Origin of the sequence: Nocardia suismassiliense, from assembly GCF_900269665.1 — a bacterium.
Lineage (GTDB): Bacteria > Actinomycetota > Actinomycetes > Mycobacteriales > Mycobacteriaceae > Nocardia > Nocardia suismassiliense.
Genome location: NZ_LT985361.1, coordinates 3,590,267 through 3,611,566, shown reverse-complemented (window position 1 = coordinate 3,611,566; position 21,300 = coordinate 3,590,267). Strand labels below are relative to the sequence as shown.

The window sequence follows — 21,300 nt, the reverse complement described above, 5'->3', positions numbered from 1 at the left end:
CACCATCGTCGAGGAAAATGGATGACCCGCCGAGATCACAGCGCTGACAAGCCCCAGGAGCGTGCCCGAGGAGAATATTACGACCTTCCGGCTCATTGGCAAGCATCCAGCTACTGCTGGGCGTGGCGCCCCACGTCCACATCGAGTGCCGGTCTCCTACCCGATATCCACCACACGGGCCCATGCGGGCGGCGCGTCCGGAACGTAGTCGGGATTGTTTTCGCTCCACGTATCGGCAACCGGGCGACGGAACAGACCGACCACCGTCCGGCACGGTGGCCGCCTGGTCGGCCAGGGTGTCTGGCCATCGGTCAGCACCACCAGCACGTCCGGACAAGGTTGGGCGCGAACAGCTTTGGCGATACCGGTGCGCAGATCCGTTCCCCCACCGCCCACCAGCGGTATCCGCTCGGCCCGACAGAGCGGGTGCACGATCCTGGCCGCGGCGTCGCACGGCAGCACGGTGATCAGGTCGCGCCGCCCGCCCACGGCACGCGCGATGGCCGCCACTTCGAGCAGCGCGCTGCCCAATTCGATGTCACTGACCGACCCCGAGGTGTCGATGAGCACCGAAACCCGTGGCGGCGTGCGCCGCAGGCTCGGCAGCACGACGCCGGGCACGGCGGCCGAGCGCCGAGCGGGCCTGCCGTAGGTGTAGTCCTCGCCCGCACCCGATCCGCCGACCGCTGAGCGGAGCGCCGCCCCCAGCAGATCACGCCACGGCTGGGGCGAATGGAACGCCTCCTCCGCCCAGCGCTGCCACCCTTTGGGCGCATCCCCCGGGCGGCCGACGATGCCCTGCGCCACCCGGAACCGCACCGCGTCGCGCTGCTGCTCGCTCAGACCGTCGGCGCCGTCCGGCCCCAGCTCCCACTCGCGGTCCAATCCGTCTGCGCCACTGCCACAGTCGAGCCAGGCCATGTCCTGCGTGAGCGGCCCGAGCCGGAACTCGAGCAGATAATCCTCCATGAGCTTGCCCGCGGACAGTTCCAACGACGCGGGCGTGACCGCCCCCTCCGGCTGAACGAGCCCGTCGCCGAACACGTCGTCGTTGATCTCGCAGTCCGCGGCGATGTTCATGCGCAATCGTTCTGCCGGACCGGACAATTCGTGTCGCCGCGCGAATCGGTCGCTGCGGCCGTGGTGGTCGCGCAGCAGGTGCGACACCTCGTGCACCCACACGCCGGCCAGTTCGTCGACCGGTGTCCGGTCCACGAATCCCGGCGAAACGTAGCACCGCCAATGCCGGTCGACGGACATCGTCGGTACGCCGCGCGACTCTACGACGGACAGAGCAAACAGCGCGGTCGCCAAATAGGGCCGGACGCGGGCGGCGTGCAGCCGGGCGGCAAAAAGCTTGTCGCGGTCCAACATCCGCGGTGTGCTCGCGGCCATCAGTTCACCTTCGCGACGAGACGGGCAGCGGCCTGATCCGCGCCACGGGACACCGAGACCACCCCGGCGAGCTGCTCGATGGCCACCGGCACATCCCAGTCGCCCTGGCGCAGTGTGGCGAGAGTTGTTGCGGGAACGACGATCAGGTCCGGCGCTCCGGTTTCCAACGCGTGGACCAGCAGCGTCCAGGCCGCGTCCCAGCGCGCCTTCTCCGGGCGCTTACGGACCGCCGCCACCACGCCGTCGAGCACGGCCTGACGCAGGTCCCCGCGCTCGGGCAGGACGGCGGCCGCCGGGTCGGCCAGCAGCATCTCCGGGTCCGGCAGGTCCATCCGGTCCAGGCTGGCCAGCAATTCGAAGCCCGGACCGTCGCCCACCGTGCCACGGACCAGCAAGGAGAGCACGTCGCGGGACGAGCCCGCCGCAGTAGCGAAGGCGATCAGCGACACTGCCATCTGCCAGCTGCGCGGCGACGGCCAGGCGCCACCCCGGCGCGTATCACTGGTGGGAATTTGATGCACCAGCGCGGGCCGAGCGGCGAGCAGCACACATACCGCACGCCGAGCGAAAGCGACTGCGTCAGTGAGCTTTTCCGTGGCCAGTCGTGGCAGTGTCGCGTGCGGCCAGACTCCACCCAGGCCGCGCACAACGACGTCGTGATCGTGGGTCCAGCGCAGGTGCACGAACCGGTTGGCCAGCGGCGGGCTCAGCTCCCAGCCATCGGCCGCCGACGATCGCGGGTTGGCCGCCGCGACGATCCGGACATTCGGCGGGAGCTGCAGGTTGCCGATCCGCCGCTCCAGTACCAGCCGGAGCAGGGCGGCTTGCACAGCGGGCGGTGCGGTGGACAACTCGTCCAAGAACAGCAGCCCGCGCCCGGCCCGGACGAGCCGCACCGCCCAGTCCGGTGGAGCCATCGGGACACCCTGCTCCGCGGGATCATCGCCGATGATGGGCAGGCCCGAAAAGTCCGACGGCTCATGCACACTCGCGATCACCGTGGTCAGTGGTAGGTCGAGGTCATCGGCGAGCTGGGTGATGGCGGCGGTCTTGCCGATCCCCGGTTCGCCCCAGAGCAGCACCGGCAGGTCGGCGGCCACGGCGAGCGCGAGAGCCTCCAGTTGTTTGTCGGGGCGCGGTTCGGTAGTTACCTCATGAAGCAGGGCCAGCAACTCATCGGCAACGTCGAGTTGGGTGGATGTGCGGGTGGCAGTAAGCATGCGAATCACCTTGTGGTTGGCAGAGTTGGACGCGCGGGCGTGCGCGACTTCGACAAAATCGGGACCGGAGTTGCCGGTCAGTAAGAGGCCGCGTTGCGCGGATGCGCGCGACGGTCGCGGGAACGGCGGCTCTGCGGCGGAACTCGGCCCATCCCTGGTTCGGACAGGCCCGCCCTGAACAGCCCGTGGGTGATCCGTCGACGCGCGGCCGCCTCGAGTTCGTCGCGCAAAGCGCCGTCGCGGAGCAACGCCTCGGGACCGAGTAGTCCCTCGACTATCGCCAGCGCCCCCGCGATATCGCCATGGTCCAGGCGTTCACGGACGCCGACGAGCCAATCCGGTTGTCGATGCGCCGTGTCGATGGCCTGGAGGCACGGCAGCGGTGTGCCGGACAGCGCGGCCAGCAGTTCCTCCCGCCGAATCTCGGCCGGGTCATGGTCCAGCGCCGCCAAAACCCCGTCGACCAGCCCGATTCGGTGCTGTTCGCCTCGGCACTCGACGAGGCGTTCGCCCGTACGATCGGGAGCCCGCGGCGCGTCGGCCGACGAATAGCTGGGCACGAGCGCCGAAGCCACCAACGGATGCAATCGATCGGCCGTTATCGCACCGGCACGGAGGAGCGCGAGATCGGGCAGCACCCAGGTCGCCGCGTCGGGTAGCACCGGCAGCACGGATATGCCGCCGATCGGATACTCCCACGCGATCCGTAGTGTGCGCGCCCCGTCAGCACCAGCAGCTGGTAGATCCAACACCACCCGCTGTTTGGCTCCGAACCGGACAACGAACGTTGTGGTCGGCCGACCCTCCGCCTGGCACAGGATCTCTCCCTCGGCCGCCCATCGGTCGACAGCACAGTGGTCGAGTGCCATTACCGCAGTGCATAACTCGGGATCCAGCGGAGGGCTGCAACTCTCGGCTCCGGACCGTACACGCAGCTCACCTACTCTGCGCGCGTCCCACAGATGGCGGTGCAGATCCAAGCGGAACCGCCGGTTGGGCCGAGGATGCGGATGTTGTCCTGCGGCGGACCCGTCCCACAACGCCAGACTGATCCGTTGCCCCGCGTCCGCCCAGGCCGGCGCGGTACGAACCACGAGATACAGGAAACCTGCACTACCGCAGCGCATTTCAGTCTCGTACCGGGCGAGCGCGATGGTCAGCCCCGGCCGCAACAGCCCGTCCGGAGCAATCCTCGGCATATGCCAGCGCAACAGATCAGGAGCCAGCGACCGCAGATCGGCCCGAATCCGGCCCGCGAGTTCGGACCCATGGCGACGCGCCACCGACCGCATATCGATATCGACGTCGAAACCTGCTGCGGCACAAGCCCCCGCCCAATCCCGGACCAGTCGCCGGGCGGTAGCAGTCTCGATCATGGAGGGCGGCACGGCGAATTCACGCACGAGCGGCCAGAAGGACAAGCGGGAAAAGTTCTCATTCGCAACGTGAGTAAGCATCAGCACTCACCTGAGACGAATGGAACCCCCGATCTTTGAACAGAGTGAATCATCATCACGCTGATCATATCGCCCGGCTTCGCACCTCGCCAGCCGAGGGTGCACCAGACTGCTTCGCGTCAGGGCGGGTGGAAGCGCGGTCGACGGTCGCGGACAGGGTTATGCGGCTCGGCTCATCGCCGATCGTCTCGCGGGCGCGCCGGACACAGCCGCCTACTTGGTTTGCACGCGGGAAGAGAACATCCGGTTCTACGAGAAGTTCGGGTTCGCGGTGCGTGCCACCTTTGTCCTGCCTGTAGGAGCCGAACCTCCTATGTGGGCAATGATTCGAGAGTCTTAGCCGGCCTCGTCCGGTACCACGCGACAGCGGCGACGACCGCGGGCGGGGTGAAATTGACGAGGAGGAACGGAACCTCTTCCAGGACACCGTAACCCGCGTCGATGACGCCCACTGCCATGTTGCCGACGGTCAGGGCGAACCAGACCAGGAGGAAGTCTTCGGCTGCCCGGTGCAGTCCTTTTCTGCCGAAGCAGGATCCGATCAGCAGGAATACTGCGAGCAGGACGAAACCGACGATGATGATGACCGATGTACGGCTCACTTTTACTCCATCTCTGATGTTCGAGTCGTGGTGTGCATTACGTACGGTAAATGGTGATGACCTGCTCGGAGCACCATACAAGCAGGATTTGTGGACTCACCAATAATCACTGTTTCCGATGCGCCGATATTCGCCATAGCGTGGCCGGTGTCCGCTGAAAGTTCGAACAGATCGGAGCAGGATCGTGGTACAGAGTTTGCAGGGTAAGTCGGCCGTGGTGGCGGCAGGTGCCAAGAATCTGGGCGGGCTGATCAGCCGTACGCTGGGCGAACGCGGCGCCAATGTCGTCGTGCACTTCAACAGCGACAGCACCGAACCCGATGCCGACAAGACCGTCGCCGCGATCGAGGCGGCCGGCGCCAAAGCGGTGAAATTCCAAGCGGACCTGACGATTCCGGGAAACGTCGAGCAGCTGTTCGCGGTGGCGGTGGACGCATTCGGTGGCGTGGATATCGCGGTGAACACCGTCGGAAAAGTGTTGCGCAAGCCGATCATCGAGACAACCGAGGAAGAATACGACTCGATGTTCGCGATCAACGCCAAGTCCGCCTATTTCTTCTTGAAAGAGGCGGGCAAGCGGCTCAACGACAACGGCCGCATCGTCACCGTGGTCACCTCGTTGCTCGCCGCGTTCACCGACGGCTACTCCACCTATGCGGGTGGTAAGGCGCCGGTGGAGCATTTCACCCGCGCGGCGGCCAAGGAGTTCGCGCCGCGGCTGATCTCGGTCAACACCGTCGCCCCCGGCCCGATGGACACCCCCTTCTTCTACGGCCAGGAAACGCCGGAGCGCGTCGAGTTCCACAAGTCGCAGGCCCTCGGCAATAGCCTGACCAAGATCGAGGATATCGCTCCGCTGGTGGAATTCCTGGTCGGCGACGGCTGGTGGATCACCGGGCAAACCATCCTCGCCAACGGCGGGTACACCACCCGCTGAGGCGACACCGAAGGAAGGAAGTCACCGTGTCCGACAAACTCCCGCAGGCCGTCGAACAACTGATCGATGCGACCAACGCCGGCAACATCGACGCGTTTCTCGATGGTTTCACGTCCGACGGTATCGTCGACGACTGGGGACGCGAGTTCTCCGGCCATGCGGCGATCCGCGGCTGGAGCGACGGCGAATTCCTCGGCAAGCAGGTCACTTTGGCGGTCGACGATGCCGCCGACGACGGTGCGGAAACGACGGTGCATGCGCAGGTCGGCGGCAATGGATTCAACGGACCGAGCACGTTCGTATTCACCACGGCCGGCGACAAGGTCTCTCGAATGACCATTCGCGCGTAGCCGAAGGACGGCTGGCCGTCCGGACCACCGGGCGGTCAGCCGTCGGCACGCGTATTGAGCAGCAGGTCCCGCAGGCCGGAAGTGGTGTGCGGCAACCACAGGGCCTGGGTCGGCGCCACCGGCCCCTCTTTCAGGTCGATGACCTGCACGCGTCCACCCAGCGCCTGCCCTGCGGGCGCCGTGACGATGGCGACGTGATCCGTGCCCACCACTGCGGTCACCGGCGGCGTGCCCTGGATGTGGTTGACGACGAACCGTGGTTCGAAACCCGCCCGCCGACAGGTACTCAAGAGGAAGTCGGTGTAGTACGACGCTCCCGGCGGCGCCCAGATGACGATCTGCTCGTCCTGGAGGTCGCGCACCGTGACGGCCGTGCGATCGGCCAGCCGGTGCGTGCGCGCGACCGCGACGCGAACCGGGTGGTAGGCGATGACCGCCGACGCCAGGTCGGCCGGGCTCGCGACGCCGCGCCGCAATGCCACGTCCACCGCGCCTTGGTGCAGGGCGGCCGCGATGGCATCCGGAAACAGCTGCCGCACGGTGACCGACACCTCGGGCCGTGCCGCCCGCACCGGCTCGAGCAGGTCGTACACCTCGTCCGCGGTGATCGCCGGCGTATGACCGACGACGAAGGCGGGCGGTGCCGCGATACCCGCCTCGTACGTCCGGCGATACAGCGCATCCGACGCCGCCAGCAGCGCCCGCGCCCCGTCGCGCAACACTTCGCCCGCGTCGGTGAGGACCAGCTGACGACCGCTCCGATCGAACAGCTCCACCCGCAACTGCTTCTCCAGCTGACGTACCGAACTGCTCAACGCCTGCTGGGTGATGTGCAGCTCCGCCGCCGCGGACGTGAAACTCGACAGCTCCGCCACGGCCAGGAACTGCTGCAGCCGATGCAGGTCCAGCACTCTGCCACCGGAGCCGAGATCACCTGGAACCATGCCGCCCATCGTAAGCCGACCGCAAAAGGGAACTGCTCGCCCCATGCGGAACGCAATGCCGGCTCCGAAATTATCCGGTAGCTGATTCAGCGCTGAAAGGCCATGCCGCGCGACTTCCGAGTCAACCCCCTTCCCCACTCTCAACTGGGGTTTTACCGAACCGACAGACAGGCTTAATCTCCGGCCATCGGGATTTATCCGTCCGTTTGGAGGAATTCGAAATGTCCCACACCTTTCGCAGAGTCAGAGCCGGTCAAGTTATCGCAGTAGCCGCCGCGGTGCCGCTCGCGCTATCGCTCGCGATGGCCGGGTCGGTGTATGCCGAGCCGGGCGCGCCGCCCGAACGGCAAATAGCCGATGAGATCAAAGCGGCCGCCGTCAACCAGCACTTGGAGAAGTTCCAGAGCATCGCCAACGCCAACGGCCGCACCCGCGCCGCGGGCACCGCGGGCTACGACGCCTCCCGCGACTACGTGGCCGGCGAACTGCGCCGCGCGGGCTACACGGTGACCTTGCAGCCGTTCACCTTCCAAGGCTTCCAGGAACGGACGACGGCGGTGCTGGCGAAGGAAGCACCGGCCGCCCCGACGACGTACAAGGCGACCCCGCCGAACCGCAGCGAGATCGGCGACTTCGCCACGGCGACCTATTCGGGTTCGGGTGATACGAAAGCGCCGGTCCAGGGTGTCGATCTGGTGCTGACGCCCGGTGCGCAGCCGGACACCTCGACCTCCGGTTGCGAGGCCGCGGACTTCGCCAAGTTCACCCGCGGCAATATCGCCCTGCTGCAACGCGGCACCTGCACCTTCGCCGACAAGGCCCGAAATGCCCAGGCCGCAGGCGCTTCCGGCGTGATCATCTTCAATGAGGGACAGGCGGGCCGGACCGATACCTTCACCGAGCCCCTCGACGAGAAAGGCATCAAGGTGCCGGTGGTCGGCGCGAGCTACACCGTCGGCAAAGATCTCGCCACCGCGTCGAAGCCGGTCGTACGCTTGAAGACCGACACCGAGAGCCTGCCCGCCACCACGCACAATGTGCTGGCGGAGAGCAAGGGCGGCGACGCGAACAAGGTCGTGATGGCGGGTGCGCATCTGGATTCCGTGCGTGCCGGTGCCGGCATCAACGACAACGGTTCCGGCAGCGCGGGGCTGCTCGAGGTGGCGCTGCAGATGGCCACCCTCCAGCCGAAGAACAAGGTCCGCTTCGCCTGGTGGGGCGCTGAGGAACTCGGCTTGATCGGCTCGAAGTACTACGTGCAGAACCTGCCCGCGTCCGAGCGCAGCAAGCTCCGGCTCTACCTGAACTTCGACATGATCGGTTCGACGAACTTCGCCTACAAGATCTACAACGGCAGCGGCGGGCCGGCCGGATCCGCGCAGATCGAGCAGAACTTCAACCGCTACTTCGATTCCCGTGGTCTGTCCCACGTCCGCACGCCCCTCGACGGGCGCTCGGATTACGGGCCGTTCCTGCGGGCCGGAATCGCGGTCGGTGGCCTGTTCACCGGCGCGGAGGGCATCAAGACACGTCAGGAGCAGCAGATGTTCGGCGGCACTGCGGGCCGTCCGTACGACCCCTGCTACCACCGGTCTTGCGACACCACCGCCAACATCAACAACACGGCGTTGACCGTGAACACCGGTGCGATCGCCGACTCGATGCAGACCTATGCCAACGCCGACAACCCGCCCGGCACCGCCGCGACGCCACGTCCCGCGGCAGAGCGCTGACATCGATCGATGACCACGACCCTGGTGGGGGCGGGCAGCTGCCCGCCCCCACTTTCCGTTGAAAGACATTCCGCCGCAAGCTTTTCTGAAGGGTTGATGCGATGACTTCGGTGACCGCGCTACTGGTGGCCGCGTTCCTCGGGGCGGTGCCGCTGCCCGCGGCGCAAGCCGAGGCGGTCTGGCTACACGACGACATCTACGTGTCCGCGGGTACGGCCAATGCCTATGTCGACGTGCGGTGTCCCAAGGGCCAGAAGCGGTGGACATTGACGGTCCGCCTCACCGCGGTCAAGCCCGGTCAGCCGAACGCTACCGGCTCGTTGACCACCTCAGCGGTGACCTGCGACGGTGAAACCCAGTGGCGCCAGCATCCGATCACCATCCGGCCCGACAGCGCCCCGTTCTTCGCCACTCGGGATGAGCGCAACGTCGGGGTGGCCGAACTGCGCGACCCGAACGGCACCCTGGTCGAGACCATCACCCGGCGGATGTACTTCTACGCCTGGAACTATCGACATAGTGCATCGCTTATGCATCATTTTCGATAGAGTGGCGGTGTACCGTTCCGGTAATGCCCGGCGGCAGCAATCGAAAACCGCCTCATCGAATCTCGGATCGCCGCGACCCGGACGAACCTCCTCGGCGCGGGCCCTGTCGTTGCCGCGTCGGTGCTCACCGCGCCTACTGCCGACGGCCGAAACAGCCTGCCCCGCACCGTCCCTCGGCTGATATGAATACCGCAGGCGCGGGGGTGGTTTCGTGATCACCACCACTGCGCCGAATGCGGCTGCCGCTCAGGCGTCCGGCCGGGCAACATCCCCGCGCCAAGCCCCGGTTTCCTGGCCGCGCTGCTCGATGAACCGCTTGAATCGCTGCATGTCACCCTTGATCCGGTGATTCAGCAGGCCCAGTTTGTCGGCGGCATGCTCGACGAAACCGTCGGGGTCGATGTCCATCTGCGCGGTGACCCGCGTGGTGTTGTCGTCGAGCCGGTGGAAGGTGATCACCCCGGAATGCTCGGGGCCACTGTCGGATTTCCACGCCACCCGCTCATCCGGATGCTGCTCGGTGATGGTGGCGTCGAATTCCCTTGTCACACCGGCGATCTCGGTCACCCAGTGGGTGTGCGTGTCGTCGATCTGGCGAATCTGCTCCACGCCCTGCATGAACGCGGGGAACGACTCGAACTGCGTCCATTGGTTGTACGCACGAGTGATGGGGACATGGACGTCGACCGACTCGGTGATGGTGCTCATCGCTACCTCCTGGTTTTCCGGCTCACAGACTGCACGAGCACAGGTGTAATGCATCATTCGTGCATCGCACTTACCTTCGGGCAGTACCCGGACCACAACGACCTACACATCGCACGGCATACCCAGTCGCCGCCGCGCGACTCACTTCTGATAGGTGCGCAGCTGGTAGCGGCGTTCGGCGTAGTCCAGGTCGTCGCGCCACAGCCGCGTCGCGGCGCGGTTCATCAGCGGGCGCAGCACCGGCAGCGCCCGATGCGCGTGCCGAAAGCCCGGACGGTCGGAGTTCGCGATCACCGTCTCGATCACCGCCGTGCGCGCCCGGCCGTCGGGGCCCGAACCCATCGGGGTGGCGTGCGTTTCGACCACGCTGCCCGCGCCTTCCCCTTCGAGGATCCGCATCGTGATGGTGCGCGGGTCGGGACAGCGGAACTCGGCCGCCACCGGCACGCCGAGACTGCGGGTCACCCGGAAGGTCACCGTCAGCAGGAATGCGTGGTTCTCCTCGGTGATGCCGTCGCGCGGCGGTGTCCGCGTCACGTCGAGGCGCGCGAACGAGTACGGATGGAACCACGCGCCGTGCCAGGGGTCGAGCCGATTGGCGATGATGTCGCGCGGCTCGCACACCCCGACCAGGCTGGTCACCGCATGCACGGTGGTGTCGGCGGGGCGTGCACCGAGCACCGGCGCGTCGGTCGGCTCCTCGCCGCCGACGACATCCAGGCGGACCCAGGCCAGCACACCGTCGTCGTAGCCGGGGTACGGGCACCAGCGCGCGGCGCTGTCGCCGGCGCCGACCCGCAGACCATGCCAGCGGCAGATCAACGCGTCGTTCTCGACCTCAGCGGAAGCCAAGGGCGCACCCAGATGCGGGCAGGCACCGGGGCCGATGTGCAGCGCACCGGAATCATCGCGCCAGGCGACGATCTCGCGGCCAGCCACCTGGGTGGCGAAGGGACGATCGCGACGGATCGCGCGGCTCGCGGCGATGACATACCAGTTGCCGGAGGGACGCTGCTGCGACCAGCGCAGCGCGGCCGAGATCAGGCCGGGGTCCGCGTCCTGGTAGGTCGGCCGCTGCCGCGACCACTTCTCCGGCGCGAATCGCTGCAAGGGTGAGATTTTCACCGAGTCCGCCTTTCGCGAGTAGCCAAGGCGCGCAGCAGCGCCGAGCGGCCCTGGGCGGGCACCGATTCCAGTGTGTGTCCCGCCGCATTCCATTGGCGCAGGAGGGAATTGGCCGCCAGCCACCCGGTGGTCGCGGCGCGTTCCATCAAGGCCACCGGTAGATCGACTCGGATTCCGTCACCCGCAAGGACCAACCGGGGGTGCGGCGTGACAACACCTGGGCGGGTAGCGAAGTCGCCGGGCGAGAAGCGCGGGCAATCCTGTCGCCACAGCATCGTCTCCCCCACGATGTTCGCGGCGGCGGTCTCCGGGTACATGGCATGCAGCCGCGCCAGCAGCTCCTTGCGCACCTTGGCCTGCGCCGCGGGTGTCGTCTCGGCCACCGCGTACGCGTGTAGTTCTACGACGCTGCCGCCGGTTTTCCCGGCCCAGTCCGCCGCCTGCCGTTCGTAGCGATCCAGCACGCTGATGTTGTCGAGCGGGTCCATGTTGCCGGTGCCGAGGAAACACGTCCGGTCGGTGCGCACCGGCTGATCCAGCCACAGCCGGAGCACCGCGAAAGCCGGGGCGAGCGCCAATCCGGCTATCTGCGAACGCCATTCGTCGTCGCCGAGCTCCGGTGACGCGGCGACGATACGCTGGAGGCCGCCTGCGTCGGTGGCGAGCACGACCGCGTCGGCGGTCAGGACCGCACCGGTGTCATCGACCACCCGGAATCCGTCGCCCGCGCGGTCGATCCGCTCGACGGACACCCCGGTGTGGAATCGAACAGTGCCGGGCCGTTCCGGTGCGGTCAGGTATTCCGCGAGCGGCGTCCACAGGCTGACATCGAAATTGTCCCGCGCCACATCGAAGACCAGACCTTCGCTGGAGCCGAGGAAGTAGATGTGGAACATGGCGGCCAGCTCGGCGGCGGACATGCGCCGCGGTTCGATGAAGAAGCTGCGCGAGAACACCTCGAACGCCAGATGCCGGGCCGCTTCCGGGAAGTTGATGCGGCGCAGGAAGGTTTCCGCGTCCAGGTGATCGAGCCGATGATAGATGTCGGGCACCGACACCGCGGCCAACGGCGCGGCGGCCCGCGGGTCCATCCGGACCAGGTCGCGCAGCCGGAAGGTGGGGCTGCGCAACGCGAAGGCCAGCGCGTTCCAGGGTGGCGTGCGAGGCAGGCCTCGGAAGGTGTCGCGGCGGCCGTGCGCGTCGACCAGTGGATAGTCTTCCAGTCTGCGGAGTTGCCGAAGCTGAGGATCGCTGCGCGACAGCAACTTTCGTAAGTTGTAGTACTGCGCGAAGAAGGCGTGGAAGCCGCGGTTCATGCCCACCGGGGTGCCGTCGGGGAGCTGCTCGGTCCAGCCGCCGACGCGGCCGCCCAGGTAGCGCTCTCGCTCGATCACCTCTACCTGGCAGCCTCGTTCGACCAGGCCCGTCGCGGCCGCCAAGCCCGCGATTCCCGCGCCGACCACGACCACCCGTGGCCCGTTCCGGCCGAGGTCGCGCACGCCAGGCGTCGCCTGGTAGCGCACGCGCCGCCGATCGCGGCCGTACTCGGTGCTGCTCATTGCCGCACCTTCGCCTGGCACTGCAGCGTGCGCTCCCAGCCCAGCAGGACGGCGGTCACCAGCGCGAACCCGAACAGAAAATCCTCCACCGGGATATCCCAGGGAAACCGCAGTCCGAGAATGTGATCCGGGTTGTACAGCACGATCGGTGCGTCGAGTTTGGTGAGAAATCCGTCGACCAAAATCTGGAAACCCAGCACGATCAGCATCGTCAGCCAGTAGGCCGGACGCCGGAACAAACCGGTGCGCAACACCATTCGCTCGACCAGGCACACGATGACCACCGCCGCGACGGCGGGCAGGGTGTATCCCACTCCGGTGAAGTTCATCGTCCCGCTGCCTTTCTCGCGTCGCCGAGCGGTTTCCCGGCATTGCCGAACCACCGCCGCCCCGCGCCGAGCAATGTGCCGACCGCGACGTAGGTGAGCAGGCCGCACAGCGGCACGACGACGAAGAACAGCAATTCCTCGAGCGGCATTTCCCCGGGCAGCCGCACGCCGAGCACATAGCGGTCGTTGTAACCCCACACGTCCGCGGCGATCGCCACCAGATCCCAGACCACGAACAGCGCGGCGGCCGGCCACAGCGCACCGAGCAGCACTCTGGGCCGCCGGTATACCCCCGGGCCGAGAAACTCCAGCGGTGCCGTCACCGCGAGGCAACCGAGCAGAACGAGCAGGTAGTGCCAGTGATCCATCAGGCCTCCTCAGCCGTGCTCACGATGATCGACGGCGTCGAGCGAGCGCGGAGCGGACCTGCTCGGAACCGCCGTCCGGCGCGCCTGCCACGCGCGCAGCAGACCCGTCGCGCCGACCCTGATGCGGCGCGCGGTACCGACGGTGGCGCGGCGACCGAACACCTCGAAATCATTGGCTTCGATGCGATCGAGGATCTCCCCGTACAGCACCAATGCCGTTGCCACGCAGGGGCGCGAGCGCGGTGCGAGCAAGTCGATGCCTTGGCGCGCGAAAGTGTATATACCCCTGGTGATTTCATGCTGTTCGGTCAGCGCGCGACGCACCCTCGGGTCGACACGTTGATGCGTCCGGCACCACAGCAGCAGCTCCCGGTCCACGCCGTGTGCCGCCAGTTCATCGGCGGGCAAGTAGACGCGGTTGCGTGCCAGGTCCTCGTCGACGTCACGCAGAAAGTTGGTCAGCTGGAACGCTTTTCCGAGCGCGGCGGCGTACGGAGCGGCGGCCTCCACCGATTCGGTGGTGCCGAGCACCGGCAGCAGTTGCAGCCCGATCACCTCCGCCGACCCGTAGACGTACCGGTCCAGGGCCGCACGATTCGCATAGTCGGTGACCGACAAGTCCATGCGCATGGATTCCAGGAAAGCGTCGAACAAGCGGCGAGATATGCGATAAGTGTCCGCGGTGTGCAGCACCGCGGCGAGTACCGGGTCACCGGCCGCATCGGCATTGCTGAATTGTGCAGCGAGGACCTGCAATCGGGCCGCCCGTTCCGCGGGAGTCAGCTCCGGCTCGAATTCATCGAGAATGTCGTCCGCGCGCCGGGCGAAGCCGTAGAGCGCGTGCACGGCCGGGCGCTGGTCTGGTGCGAGCAGCCTGGTCGCCAGGAAGAAGGTCTTGCCGTGGGCGGCGTTGAGCTCGCGGCAAAGGTGGTAGGACCGTCGTAGGTCGGGGTCGCTGATACCGGCCGCGTCCAGCTCGGTGCGCGTCATTTCGACGTCCGATCCAGCGCCGAACCGGCGGGGCGAACGGATCGTTGCCCAGCCCCCGTGATGCGGTCGGCGGCAAGCCGTCCGGAGATCAGCACCGGTGGGATACCGACGCCCGGCACCGTCGACCCGCCCGCGAGCACCGCGTTGTCGATACCGCGAATCATGTTGGTTGGCCGGAACGGGCCGGTCTGGGCGAAGGTGTGCGCCAGCGCGAACGGGCTGCCCGCCAGCATGTCCTGGCTGGCCCAGTCGTCCGGGGTGACCACCCGCAGCAGGTCGGCGTCGCGCAGTAGCGTGCCGCCGAGCCTGCGCCGCGCGAGCTCGAGAATCTCGGTCGCGTACTGGGGTCCGGTCTGCGCCCAATCGATCTCGCTCTGCGCGAGGTTCGGCACCGGCGCCAGGATGTAGAGCAGATCACGTCCGTCCGGCGCCAAGGTCGGGTCACCCGCCGTCGGCCGCGTCACCAGTAGCGATGGATCGGACATGACCCGGCCTTCCTTGATGATGTCGCGGAAAGCCTCGTGCCATGCCGCGCCGAACAGCAAGCAGTGGTGGGGAATTCGGGGTTCCCGCGCGCAGCCCACGTGGAGCACCACCGCGGACGGCGCGGGCCGGACGGCGATCGGACGCCGCGACCGATGCCCGAGCAGTTCGTAGGAACGATGCCGTTCGGTCGTCAATACCACTGCGTCACAGTCGATCCGCTCGCCTTGATCGGTCTGTACCGCGACTACCCGGCCGCCTTCGCGCGCCAACTCGGTCACCGTTGCGTCGTAGCGGAAGCGCACGCCCGCCGCCTCGGCCGCCGCCGCGAGCGCGTCGGGCACCGCCCGCATGCCGCCGCGCGGGAAATAGACCCCGGCCATGGTGTCCATGTGGGCGATCACCGCGTAGGCGGCCAACGCCCGGTCCGGCGCGACTCCGGCGTACAGCGACTGAAAGGTGAACACCCGCCGCAACTCCGGGTCGGTGATGAACTCGGCGACCTTGCCGTCCCAGTGCCGGAATCCGCCCAGCGCGGCCAGCCTGGCCAGCGCGGGCGTGAGCATGGACAGGGGTGATTCGAAGTTCGACGCGATGAACCCGTCGAACTCCGCGGCATACAACCGGCTCAGCCATGCCCGTAACTTGCGGTAGCCCGCGGCCTGTTCGGCGCCCGCGAACGCGGTGATGGCCTGCACCATTCGCTCTTCGTCGCTGTGCACGTCGAGGGTGCGCCCGTCGGCGTAGATCGCATGATAGGCCGGGTCGACCGGCACCAGATCCAGCCGATCCGCGGTCCGCTCGCCGACCGCGGCGAAGACCTCGTCGATCAGCTCGGGCATCGTCAATACCGTTGGGCCGGTGTCGATGTGGTACCCGCGCAGGTCGAGCCGCCCCATCCGGCCGCCGGGCACCGATTCGCGTTCGACCACCGTGACGGCCCGGCCACGTCCGGCCAGCTGTATCGCGGTCGACAGACCGGCCAGCCCCGCCCCCACCACCACGACGTGGTCGGTACGTCCCTTGACTGTGCGCATCAGCTTCCTCTCGTCACAACTGCCGTGCCGTACAGAGCAGCGCCATCTGTTCCAGTGCGTGGCGCGGCTCGGGGCCGAGCGCCCCGGTCCGCAGCGCACGCAGCGCATCGGTGACCCGGTCGGCGATCATGGCTTCGATGCGTTCGGCGGCGCCCGAGGCCGCGATCAACGTCCGGCAGCGCTCGATCGCCGCGGCGTCGAGTTCGGGCCGATCGAGCAGCTCGCACAGTTCCCGTCGCGCGGTGGCGTCGGCCATGTCCAACGCCGCGACGACCACGCTGGTGGCTTTGTGCTGGCCGAGATCGCTGTCCTGCGGCTTGCCGGTGATCGAGGCCGCACCGAAGATGCCGAGCAGATCGTCGCGCAGCTGGAAGGCCTCGCCGATCCGAGTTCCGTAGTGGCCGAGGGCTTTCAGCGTCGACCCGGTGGCGCCTGCCAGCGCGGCGCCCAATTCGAGCGGGCGCCGGACGGTGTAGTTGCCCGATTTCGCGCGGGCGATGTCGAGCACCGTGTCCAGGGCCGGGCGCTCGCGTGCGTCGTTGGCCAGATCCGCGAGCTGACCCATCGCCAGCTCGACCCGCATCGCGTCGTATCGCGGCCATAACCGGGCGAGTTCATCGGTGCCCGCGCCACTGTCGCGCAGCATCTGCTCGGCCCACACCAGGCACATGTCGCCGAGCAGGATGGCGGCCGACTCACCGAACCGTGGCGGCGCCGCGGGCCCGCCGCGGTGCGGCACGGCCAAGCGCAGGTGTGCTGCCGCGGATCCGCGCCGCAGGACGGCGGCGTCCATGACGTCGTCCTGCAGTAATGCGAAGGCGTGCAACAGTTCCAGGCTGGCCGACGCGCGCAGCGCGGCGGGGTCGGGTTCGGCGGCACACAGCCAGCCGAGGTACATGAAGGTGGAGCGCAGACACTTACCGCCGAGGGCGTACTGGGCCAGCACGTCGTCGACGCCGGTGGCGCGGAGTTCGGCCACCCGCACCCGCCGCAAGAATTCGGTGAGTTCGTCGAGCACCAGCGCGCGGGTATCGGCCCGCCAGCGCTCGAACCCCATGGCGAGCCCTGGCGCCGATGAGGTCCGGGCGGGGTCGAAAGACAGTGCGCTCACCGGCATTCTCCGTTTCGCGAGGCCGACATCCGGGTCAACGACCGATCCGCGCCGACTTCGGCGAGGACATCCGAGATCACATCGAAGGGCGCGGCTTTCGCCATGTGCTGACCCAACCTGGTTGCGGTGGAGCGGAATTCGCCGCTACTCAGCACCCGATCCACCGCCGCGGCCACCGTGGCGGGGCCCGGCCGTGCGGTGCCCAGATCGATGCCCGCACCGGTGTACGCCACCCGCGCCGCGACTTCCGGCTTGTCGGCGGTGTCCCCCGCAACGAGCAACGCGTCGTAATCTGTCCGGCTCAACTCGGCGGTCAACGCGCGGAACTGCGCGACGATCGGGTCGAGGAAACCCGAGCGCAGCTCCGAGCGCCCGGTTCGCCACCGACGGATCAGGCTCGGTGTGCCGTCGGGTGCGGGCCCGGACCGCATCACTGCTGCATCGGCCGGGAGCACCGAGCAGGGCAGACCCTGTGCCGCGATCGGGTCGCGGAAGGCCGCGCCGGTGAGCATGCGCACCTCATGGCCGCGTCGGCGCAGATTCGCGGCGACGGCAAGCATGGGCGCCACATGACCGGGTATGGGACTCACCGCCACGAGATATCGAGCCATGCCGAGCTTCCTTCGCTGTCATCACCGCACATCCGGACCGTTTGTCCGCACCTCGCGCGGGCACCCCGGCACCGAGGCGACCGCACTCGATCTCGTGTACCGCCGCGACGGTCGCCGTGCGCCGGGACTCACGTCCGATCGCAGACCCTTCGACGCCATCGTCAGTCCGGTCACCCACAATGCTACCCGCAAATGATTCAAAAACGATGCACATATTCGGCGTGCTGCGCGCGACCCGCCGCAAGCGCAGGTCAGTGGAGCTCCGACACCGCCGCACGTTGCACTTCGTCCACGGCCGACTCGAGGGTGTTGACCCGAACCGCTGCTTTGGACGACCCCCGCTCCAGCCACCCCGGTCCGGCCAGGACCCAGTCCGCCCGCGACCGGTCCACCGGAACCGGATGCGCGGTGTCCCGCGACTGCGACCACAGCACCACCACCGGCCTGCGCTCATGTTTGGCCAGCGCCGCGGCCAACGCGTCGGCGGGCACGGACGCGCCGAGCAGCAGCGCGGGCAGCCCGACTTCGGCCAGCGCGGCACGCAGCACTTCCAACGGGAGCACATGACTCTCCCCGTCGGTGCAGGCGAGCACGATCGGCGCCCGATCGACCGAGTTGCGCAACAACGGCACCGCCCGGTGCAGGCTGGTGGTCACCGCCCAGGACAGCAGGTGCTCCACATCGACCAGTCCGGCGCCACCGAGCTGCCTGCGCACGATCTCTCCGAAAGCGGGGCGGCACAACTGGTTCCACGTCACGACGACGCCGTAGTGGATGACGTGCGCGGTGATCGCGGCGAGCAGTTCCGCATGGTCGAGCCGCTCGGCCGCCGACAGCACCGGCACGATGTCACCGCGCGCGGGCACCGGACCCGCCACCGCGCGGGCGGCCACGGCGGCACTCGCCGGGCTGGCGCCCGCACGCACCAGGTCGACCATGCGAGCCGTCACCGCCAGATCGGTCTGCGTGTAGTGCCGGTGCCGGCCAGGCAGGTGCTGCGGGCCCAGACCATATCGCCGGTTCCAGCTGCGCAATGTCGCGACCGGCACGCCCAGCGTGCGGGCCACCATCCCGACGGTGTACTCGACCAGCGGCTCGTCGTTGTTCACCGACTCACCGCGCTCACGTCACCGCCGCTCCCCCCGGTGGTCTGCCTAGGCATCACCGAGCCTCCTACCGTCGGATGCTCGCAAATCGTAGCGCAGTAATGATGCAAACTCGATGCAACACGGTCGATTACTCGGCGCGTTCCGCCGGGGTGGCCTCGTGAGCTCGCCGGCCGTCGGTGCGGCGCTGTCTCTTGAGTTCGGCCTCGTGCAGGTGGCGGTGTCCACCGGTGAGCCGACGCGCCCGCTCTTCCCAGTCCCGGACACAGCGGTAGTAGGTCTCGTCGTAGTCCTCGACGACCTGGAAGGTCCAGCGACCCGGTAGCACGTTGCGCCCGACCAGGTCTCGCATGAGCTGATCAGCTAATTCTTTGTGCCCAGCGGCGCGGAGCAGTTCCGTGGCTTCCTCGATGGCGAAGTCCGCGGTTCCGGTCTCGCGGTGGAAGTTGTACAGATGCCCGCGCGCCACTTCTACGATTTCCAGCGCTTCGGTGAGCTTTCCCACGGCCGCGACGGTGCCTGCGTCGTAGGCGTCCGCAGTCGGGTTACCGTCGTCCAGCCTTGGATCCGATATCGACGTCATGCTTGCCAGATACCCGACCACACCTGAAAGATGCACTATTGATGCATGCCGAGACTGCGCAAGTCACGGCCCAGCTCTGGATCCAGTCCTGGCCACGGTTGCGCCGCACCGACACCGAGCAGAGCACTGGTCAGCTTGTGATGGTTTGGCCCCGGCGCAGCGTCGGTCCACAGCCCGATTGCTGGGACTCCGCCAAGAGGGTCGGCAGGACCTTGCCCGCGTACTCACGTAGCTCTTGCAACTTGGCTTCGTCGCGGACCGCGTCTTTGCGGATCCAGTCCTCATCCGGCACGTTGGGGTCGACGGAGCGGTGAATCTGGTAGTAGTCCCGGTTGATTCGCGCGTCGAAGGTGATCTCGTTGGGTAGCCAGATCCCGTGCGAATGGATGAAGGTGGGTTTGCGTTCCTCGAAGACGTAGTCGCTGAGGTCGGTGGAGTCGTTGCCCGCGTAGATGTCCGCGACCCGCGCGTCGACGAGCCCCGCCATGTCGATCAGTTCCAGGCGTGAGGTCAGCGACGTGCCGCCCATGTCGGGGGTGAACAAGCTGCCCTGCTGCACGCCTGCGATGTCCGCGTAGCTGTTGAAGAGGCGACCGAATCGCATGGCGATCCAGCACAGCGGCACATCCGCGTCGGCGCGGTACGAGTCGCCGGCATCGGCGAACGCGACGCCGGACGGGATCATGGCACCGATCAACGTCAGCACGACCAGGACCCGGCCCCGTTTGCGCAACCGTTCCAGCAGTTCCCCCGCCGAGAGCACGACAACGAACGCACCCAGCGCCCACACCGGGGTGGCGAACCGGAACTGCGCCATCCAGTCCGGTTGCAGCACGCAGTAGGCGATCACCGCCAAGGCCAGCGGCGCCAGCAACGCGACCGCGCCGTCGCGCCATTTGCTCGACGGCGCGAGGGTCAGACCGACCACGCCGATGGCCACCATCACCGCGGGTGCGCCCGCGTATTGCACCAGGTCGCCTGCCCTGGTCAGGTCGTGCACGGTCGGCGTCGCCTGATGTTTCGCCACCGCGGTGTTCGGTACCAGCCTGCCGAATTCGGCAATCCGCCACAGCAGATAGGCCCCGAAGGGGATCGCGAACGCGAGTGCCGAATACAACCCGCATCGGAGGGCGGCGGGCAATGTCGCGCGACGTACCAGGATCAGCGAGACCGCCGGATACGCGGCCAGATAGATGAGGCCGTCGGGCCGGGTCAACGCGGCGAACGCGGCCAGCCCGCCGGCTACCACCGCCACCGAGGGCGTCCACAACCGATCATCGAGCACCGCCAGGAACAGGTGGACCGCCAACACGCACACCGCCAGTGCGAACAGCGAGTTCTCCAGGCCGGAGAAGCACCAGATCACGAAGGACGGGATCGCGGCGAGCACAGCCGCGGTCAAGAAGGTGATCACCGCGGGCCATCGCGAGACCCGGCGTGCGGCGACATAGCAGGCGGCGAGGATCCCCAGGCAGCAGAGCAGGGCGAACGCCTTCGGAAAGAGGACATAGTCGGGGGTGCCGAAGAGCGAGCCCCGGTCGAACAGGCCGAGCCATTTGCCCACCACCAGCACGAGCAGCCAGGTGGGATTGGAGAATCCCTCCACCGACGGTGCGCCGGGCTGCAGCACCGGGCCGAGGCCCTCGGCGACGCTGCGCGCATAAGCGAAGGTGATGCCCGCGTCGTCGACTATCCAGTTGCCGTAGGCGCTGGCCCGCCAGCCGAGCAGTGCCGCACCGCCCAGTAACGCTGCCGACAGCGTCGACCACGACAGGCGGTCTCGCTGACGCGCCCCCTCCAACGGCTCGGCCGGAGCACGTAGCCGCGCGGTCAACACCTCAACACCTCAACGCCCTCCACCAGTTTCTGTCGTGCGGGCGTCGGCCGGCATGAGCACCGACCCGACCCGCCACCGCCGTCCTGCTGCTACGTCGGCATCCTCATCTTTACAGCACTGTTCGATCGCACGGTGCACACCTCCGGCTCGGCGCGTCCATCCTCGCCGTCCGAGTCCGAGACACCGCGTGGTCGGCCGGTTTTCGGCCCGTCAGCTCTGGCAATAGTAAGCACCAGCCAGGACTTATAGCGAATTCCTTTGCGTGCA

General features: G+C 67.6%; 21 protein-coding genes. 4 read left to right on the top strand and 17 right to left on the bottom strand.

The features are described 5' to 3' along the window. Positions 1 to 156: 156 nt before the first annotated feature. The 4 genes from DBO33_RS16305 to DBO33_RS16290 all read right to left on the bottom strand — a co-directional run bounded on the left by DBO33_RS16305 (position 157) and on the right by DBO33_RS16290 (position 4,674). Complete coding sequence (locus DBO33_RS16305; RefSeq protein WP_107655797.1) at positions 157 to 1,395, bottom strand: vWA domain-containing protein; 1,239 nt, start codon at positions 1,393 to 1,395, stop codon at positions 157 to 159. After that, a complete protein-coding gene (locus DBO33_RS16300) occupies positions 1,395 to 2,615 on the bottom strand; it encodes an AAA family ATPase (RefSeq protein WP_107660326.1) in 1,221 nt (406 codons plus the stop codon). The genes DBO33_RS16305 and DBO33_RS16300 overlap by 1 nt, the downstream gene beginning before the upstream one ends. A gap of 77 nt (positions 2,616 to 2,692) precedes the next feature. Then, on the bottom strand, positions 2,693 to 4,072 hold the full coding sequence (locus DBO33_RS16295) for a hypothetical protein (RefSeq protein WP_107660325.1): 1,380 nt from the start codon (positions 4,070 to 4,072) through the stop codon (positions 2,693 to 2,695). A 311-nt stretch (positions 4,073 to 4,383) separates the two neighbouring features. Beyond that, positions 4,384 to 4,674 (bottom strand): hypothetical protein, encoded by a 291-nt coding sequence (locus DBO33_RS16290; RefSeq protein ID WP_107655796.1) that lies wholly within the window; start codon positions 4,672 to 4,674, stop codon positions 4,384 to 4,386. A 184-nt stretch (positions 4,675 to 4,858) separates the two neighbouring features. Between DBO33_RS16290 and DBO33_RS16285 the strand changes: the two genes are divergently transcribed. Together DBO33_RS16285 and DBO33_RS16280 are read left to right on the top strand one after the other, a co-directional pair. Beyond that, complete coding sequence (locus DBO33_RS16285; RefSeq protein ID WP_107655795.1) at positions 4,859 to 5,611, top strand: SDR family oxidoreductase; 753 nt, start codon at positions 4,859 to 4,861, stop codon at positions 5,609 to 5,611. 26 nt (positions 5,612 to 5,637) lie between these two features. After that, positions 5,638 to 5,961, top strand: coding sequence for a nuclear transport factor 2 family protein (locus DBO33_RS16280; RefSeq protein ID WP_107655794.1), 324 nt, complete (start codon positions 5,638 to 5,640; stop codon positions 5,959 to 5,961). Positions 5,962 to 5,996: 35 nt separating this feature from the next. On the opposite strand, the gene DBO33_RS16275 is transcribed toward DBO33_RS16280, so the two are convergent. Continuing rightward, positions 5,997 to 6,905: a LysR family transcriptional regulator gene (locus tag DBO33_RS16275; protein ID WP_107655793.1), complete on the bottom strand. Its 909-nt coding sequence runs from the start codon at positions 6,903 to 6,905 to the stop codon at positions 5,997 to 5,999. A 221-nt stretch (positions 6,906 to 7,126) separates the two neighbouring features. Here DBO33_RS16275 and DBO33_RS16270 point away from each other — a divergent pair, with 221 nt between their 5' ends. Next, positions 7,127 to 8,638, top strand: coding sequence for a M28 family metallopeptidase (locus DBO33_RS16270; RefSeq protein WP_107655792.1), 1,512 nt, complete (start codon positions 7,127 to 7,129; stop codon positions 8,636 to 8,638). Positions 8,639 to 8,739: 101 nt separating this feature from the next. Then, positions 8,740 to 9,186 carry a hypothetical protein gene (locus DBO33_RS16265; RefSeq protein ID WP_107655791.1) on the top strand — a complete coding sequence of 149 codons (447 nt, stop codon included), beginning with the start codon at positions 8,740 to 8,742 and terminating at the stop codon, positions 9,184 to 9,186. A 246-nt stretch (positions 9,187 to 9,432) separates the two neighbouring features. Here DBO33_RS16265 and DBO33_RS16260 read toward each other — a convergent pair whose 3' ends face one another. From DBO33_RS16260 to DBO33_RS16200, 12 genes are all read right to left on the bottom strand, one after another. After that, positions 9,433 to 9,894: an SRPBCC family protein gene (locus DBO33_RS16260; RefSeq protein WP_107655790.1), complete on the bottom strand. Its 462-nt coding sequence runs from the start codon at positions 9,892 to 9,894 to the stop codon at positions 9,433 to 9,435. Positions 9,895 to 10,035: 141 nt separating this feature from the next. Next, complete coding sequence (locus DBO33_RS16255) at positions 10,036 to 11,019, bottom strand: DUF5914 domain-containing protein (RefSeq protein WP_234390873.1); 984 nt, start codon at positions 11,017 to 11,019, stop codon at positions 10,036 to 10,038. Further along, entirely contained in the window at positions 11,016 to 12,578 is a 1,563-nt protein-coding gene (locus DBO33_RS16250; protein ID WP_107655788.1) for an NAD(P)/FAD-dependent oxidoreductase, read from the bottom strand. The genes DBO33_RS16255 and DBO33_RS16250 overlap by 4 nt, the downstream gene beginning before the upstream one ends. After that, a complete protein-coding gene (locus tag DBO33_RS16245; protein ID WP_107655787.1) occupies positions 12,575 to 12,907 on the bottom strand; it encodes a lycopene cyclase domain-containing protein in 333 nt (110 codons plus the stop codon). Before DBO33_RS16245 ends, DBO33_RS16250 begins: the two co-directional genes overlap by 4 nt. Continuing rightward, entirely contained in the window at positions 12,904 to 13,275 is a 372-nt protein-coding gene (locus tag DBO33_RS16240) for a lycopene cyclase domain-containing protein (protein WP_107655786.1), read from the bottom strand. Before DBO33_RS16240 ends, DBO33_RS16245 begins: the two co-directional genes overlap by 4 nt. A 9-nt stretch (positions 13,276 to 13,284) precedes the next feature. Then, positions 13,285 to 14,265 carry a phytoene/squalene synthase family protein gene (locus DBO33_RS16235; RefSeq protein WP_107655785.1) on the bottom strand — a complete coding sequence of 327 codons (981 nt, stop codon included), beginning with the start codon at positions 14,263 to 14,265 and terminating at the stop codon, positions 13,285 to 13,287. After that, complete coding sequence (crtI, locus tag DBO33_RS16230) at positions 14,262 to 15,785, bottom strand: phytoene desaturase family protein (protein WP_107655784.1); 1,524 nt, start codon at positions 15,783 to 15,785, stop codon at positions 14,262 to 14,264. Before crtI ends, DBO33_RS16235 begins: the two co-directional genes overlap by 4 nt. A 13-nt stretch (positions 15,786 to 15,798) precedes the next feature. Beyond that, entirely contained in the window at positions 15,799 to 16,902 is a 1,104-nt protein-coding gene (locus DBO33_RS16225) for a polyprenyl synthetase family protein (RefSeq protein WP_107655783.1), read from the bottom strand. Beyond that, positions 16,893 to 17,507 (bottom strand): glycosyltransferase, encoded by a 615-nt coding sequence (locus DBO33_RS16220; RefSeq protein WP_107655782.1) that lies wholly within the window; start codon positions 17,505 to 17,507, stop codon positions 16,893 to 16,895. Before DBO33_RS16220 ends, DBO33_RS16225 begins: the two co-directional genes overlap by 10 nt. A gap of 251 nt (positions 17,508 to 17,758) precedes the next feature. Continuing rightward, entirely contained in the window at positions 17,759 to 18,616 is an 858-nt protein-coding gene (locus DBO33_RS16210) for a MerR family transcriptional regulator (protein ID WP_234390872.1), read from the bottom strand. 127 nt (positions 18,617 to 18,743) lie between these two features. Further along, positions 18,744 to 19,196, bottom strand: coding sequence for a hypothetical protein (locus DBO33_RS16205; protein ID WP_199856656.1), 453 nt, complete (start codon positions 19,194 to 19,196; stop codon positions 18,744 to 18,746). Between the two features lie 130 nt (positions 19,197 to 19,326). After that, complete coding sequence (locus DBO33_RS16200; protein ID WP_234390871.1) at positions 19,327 to 21,033, bottom strand: hypothetical protein; 1,707 nt, start codon at positions 21,031 to 21,033, stop codon at positions 19,327 to 19,329. Positions 21,034 to 21,300: the final 267 nt, after the last annotated feature.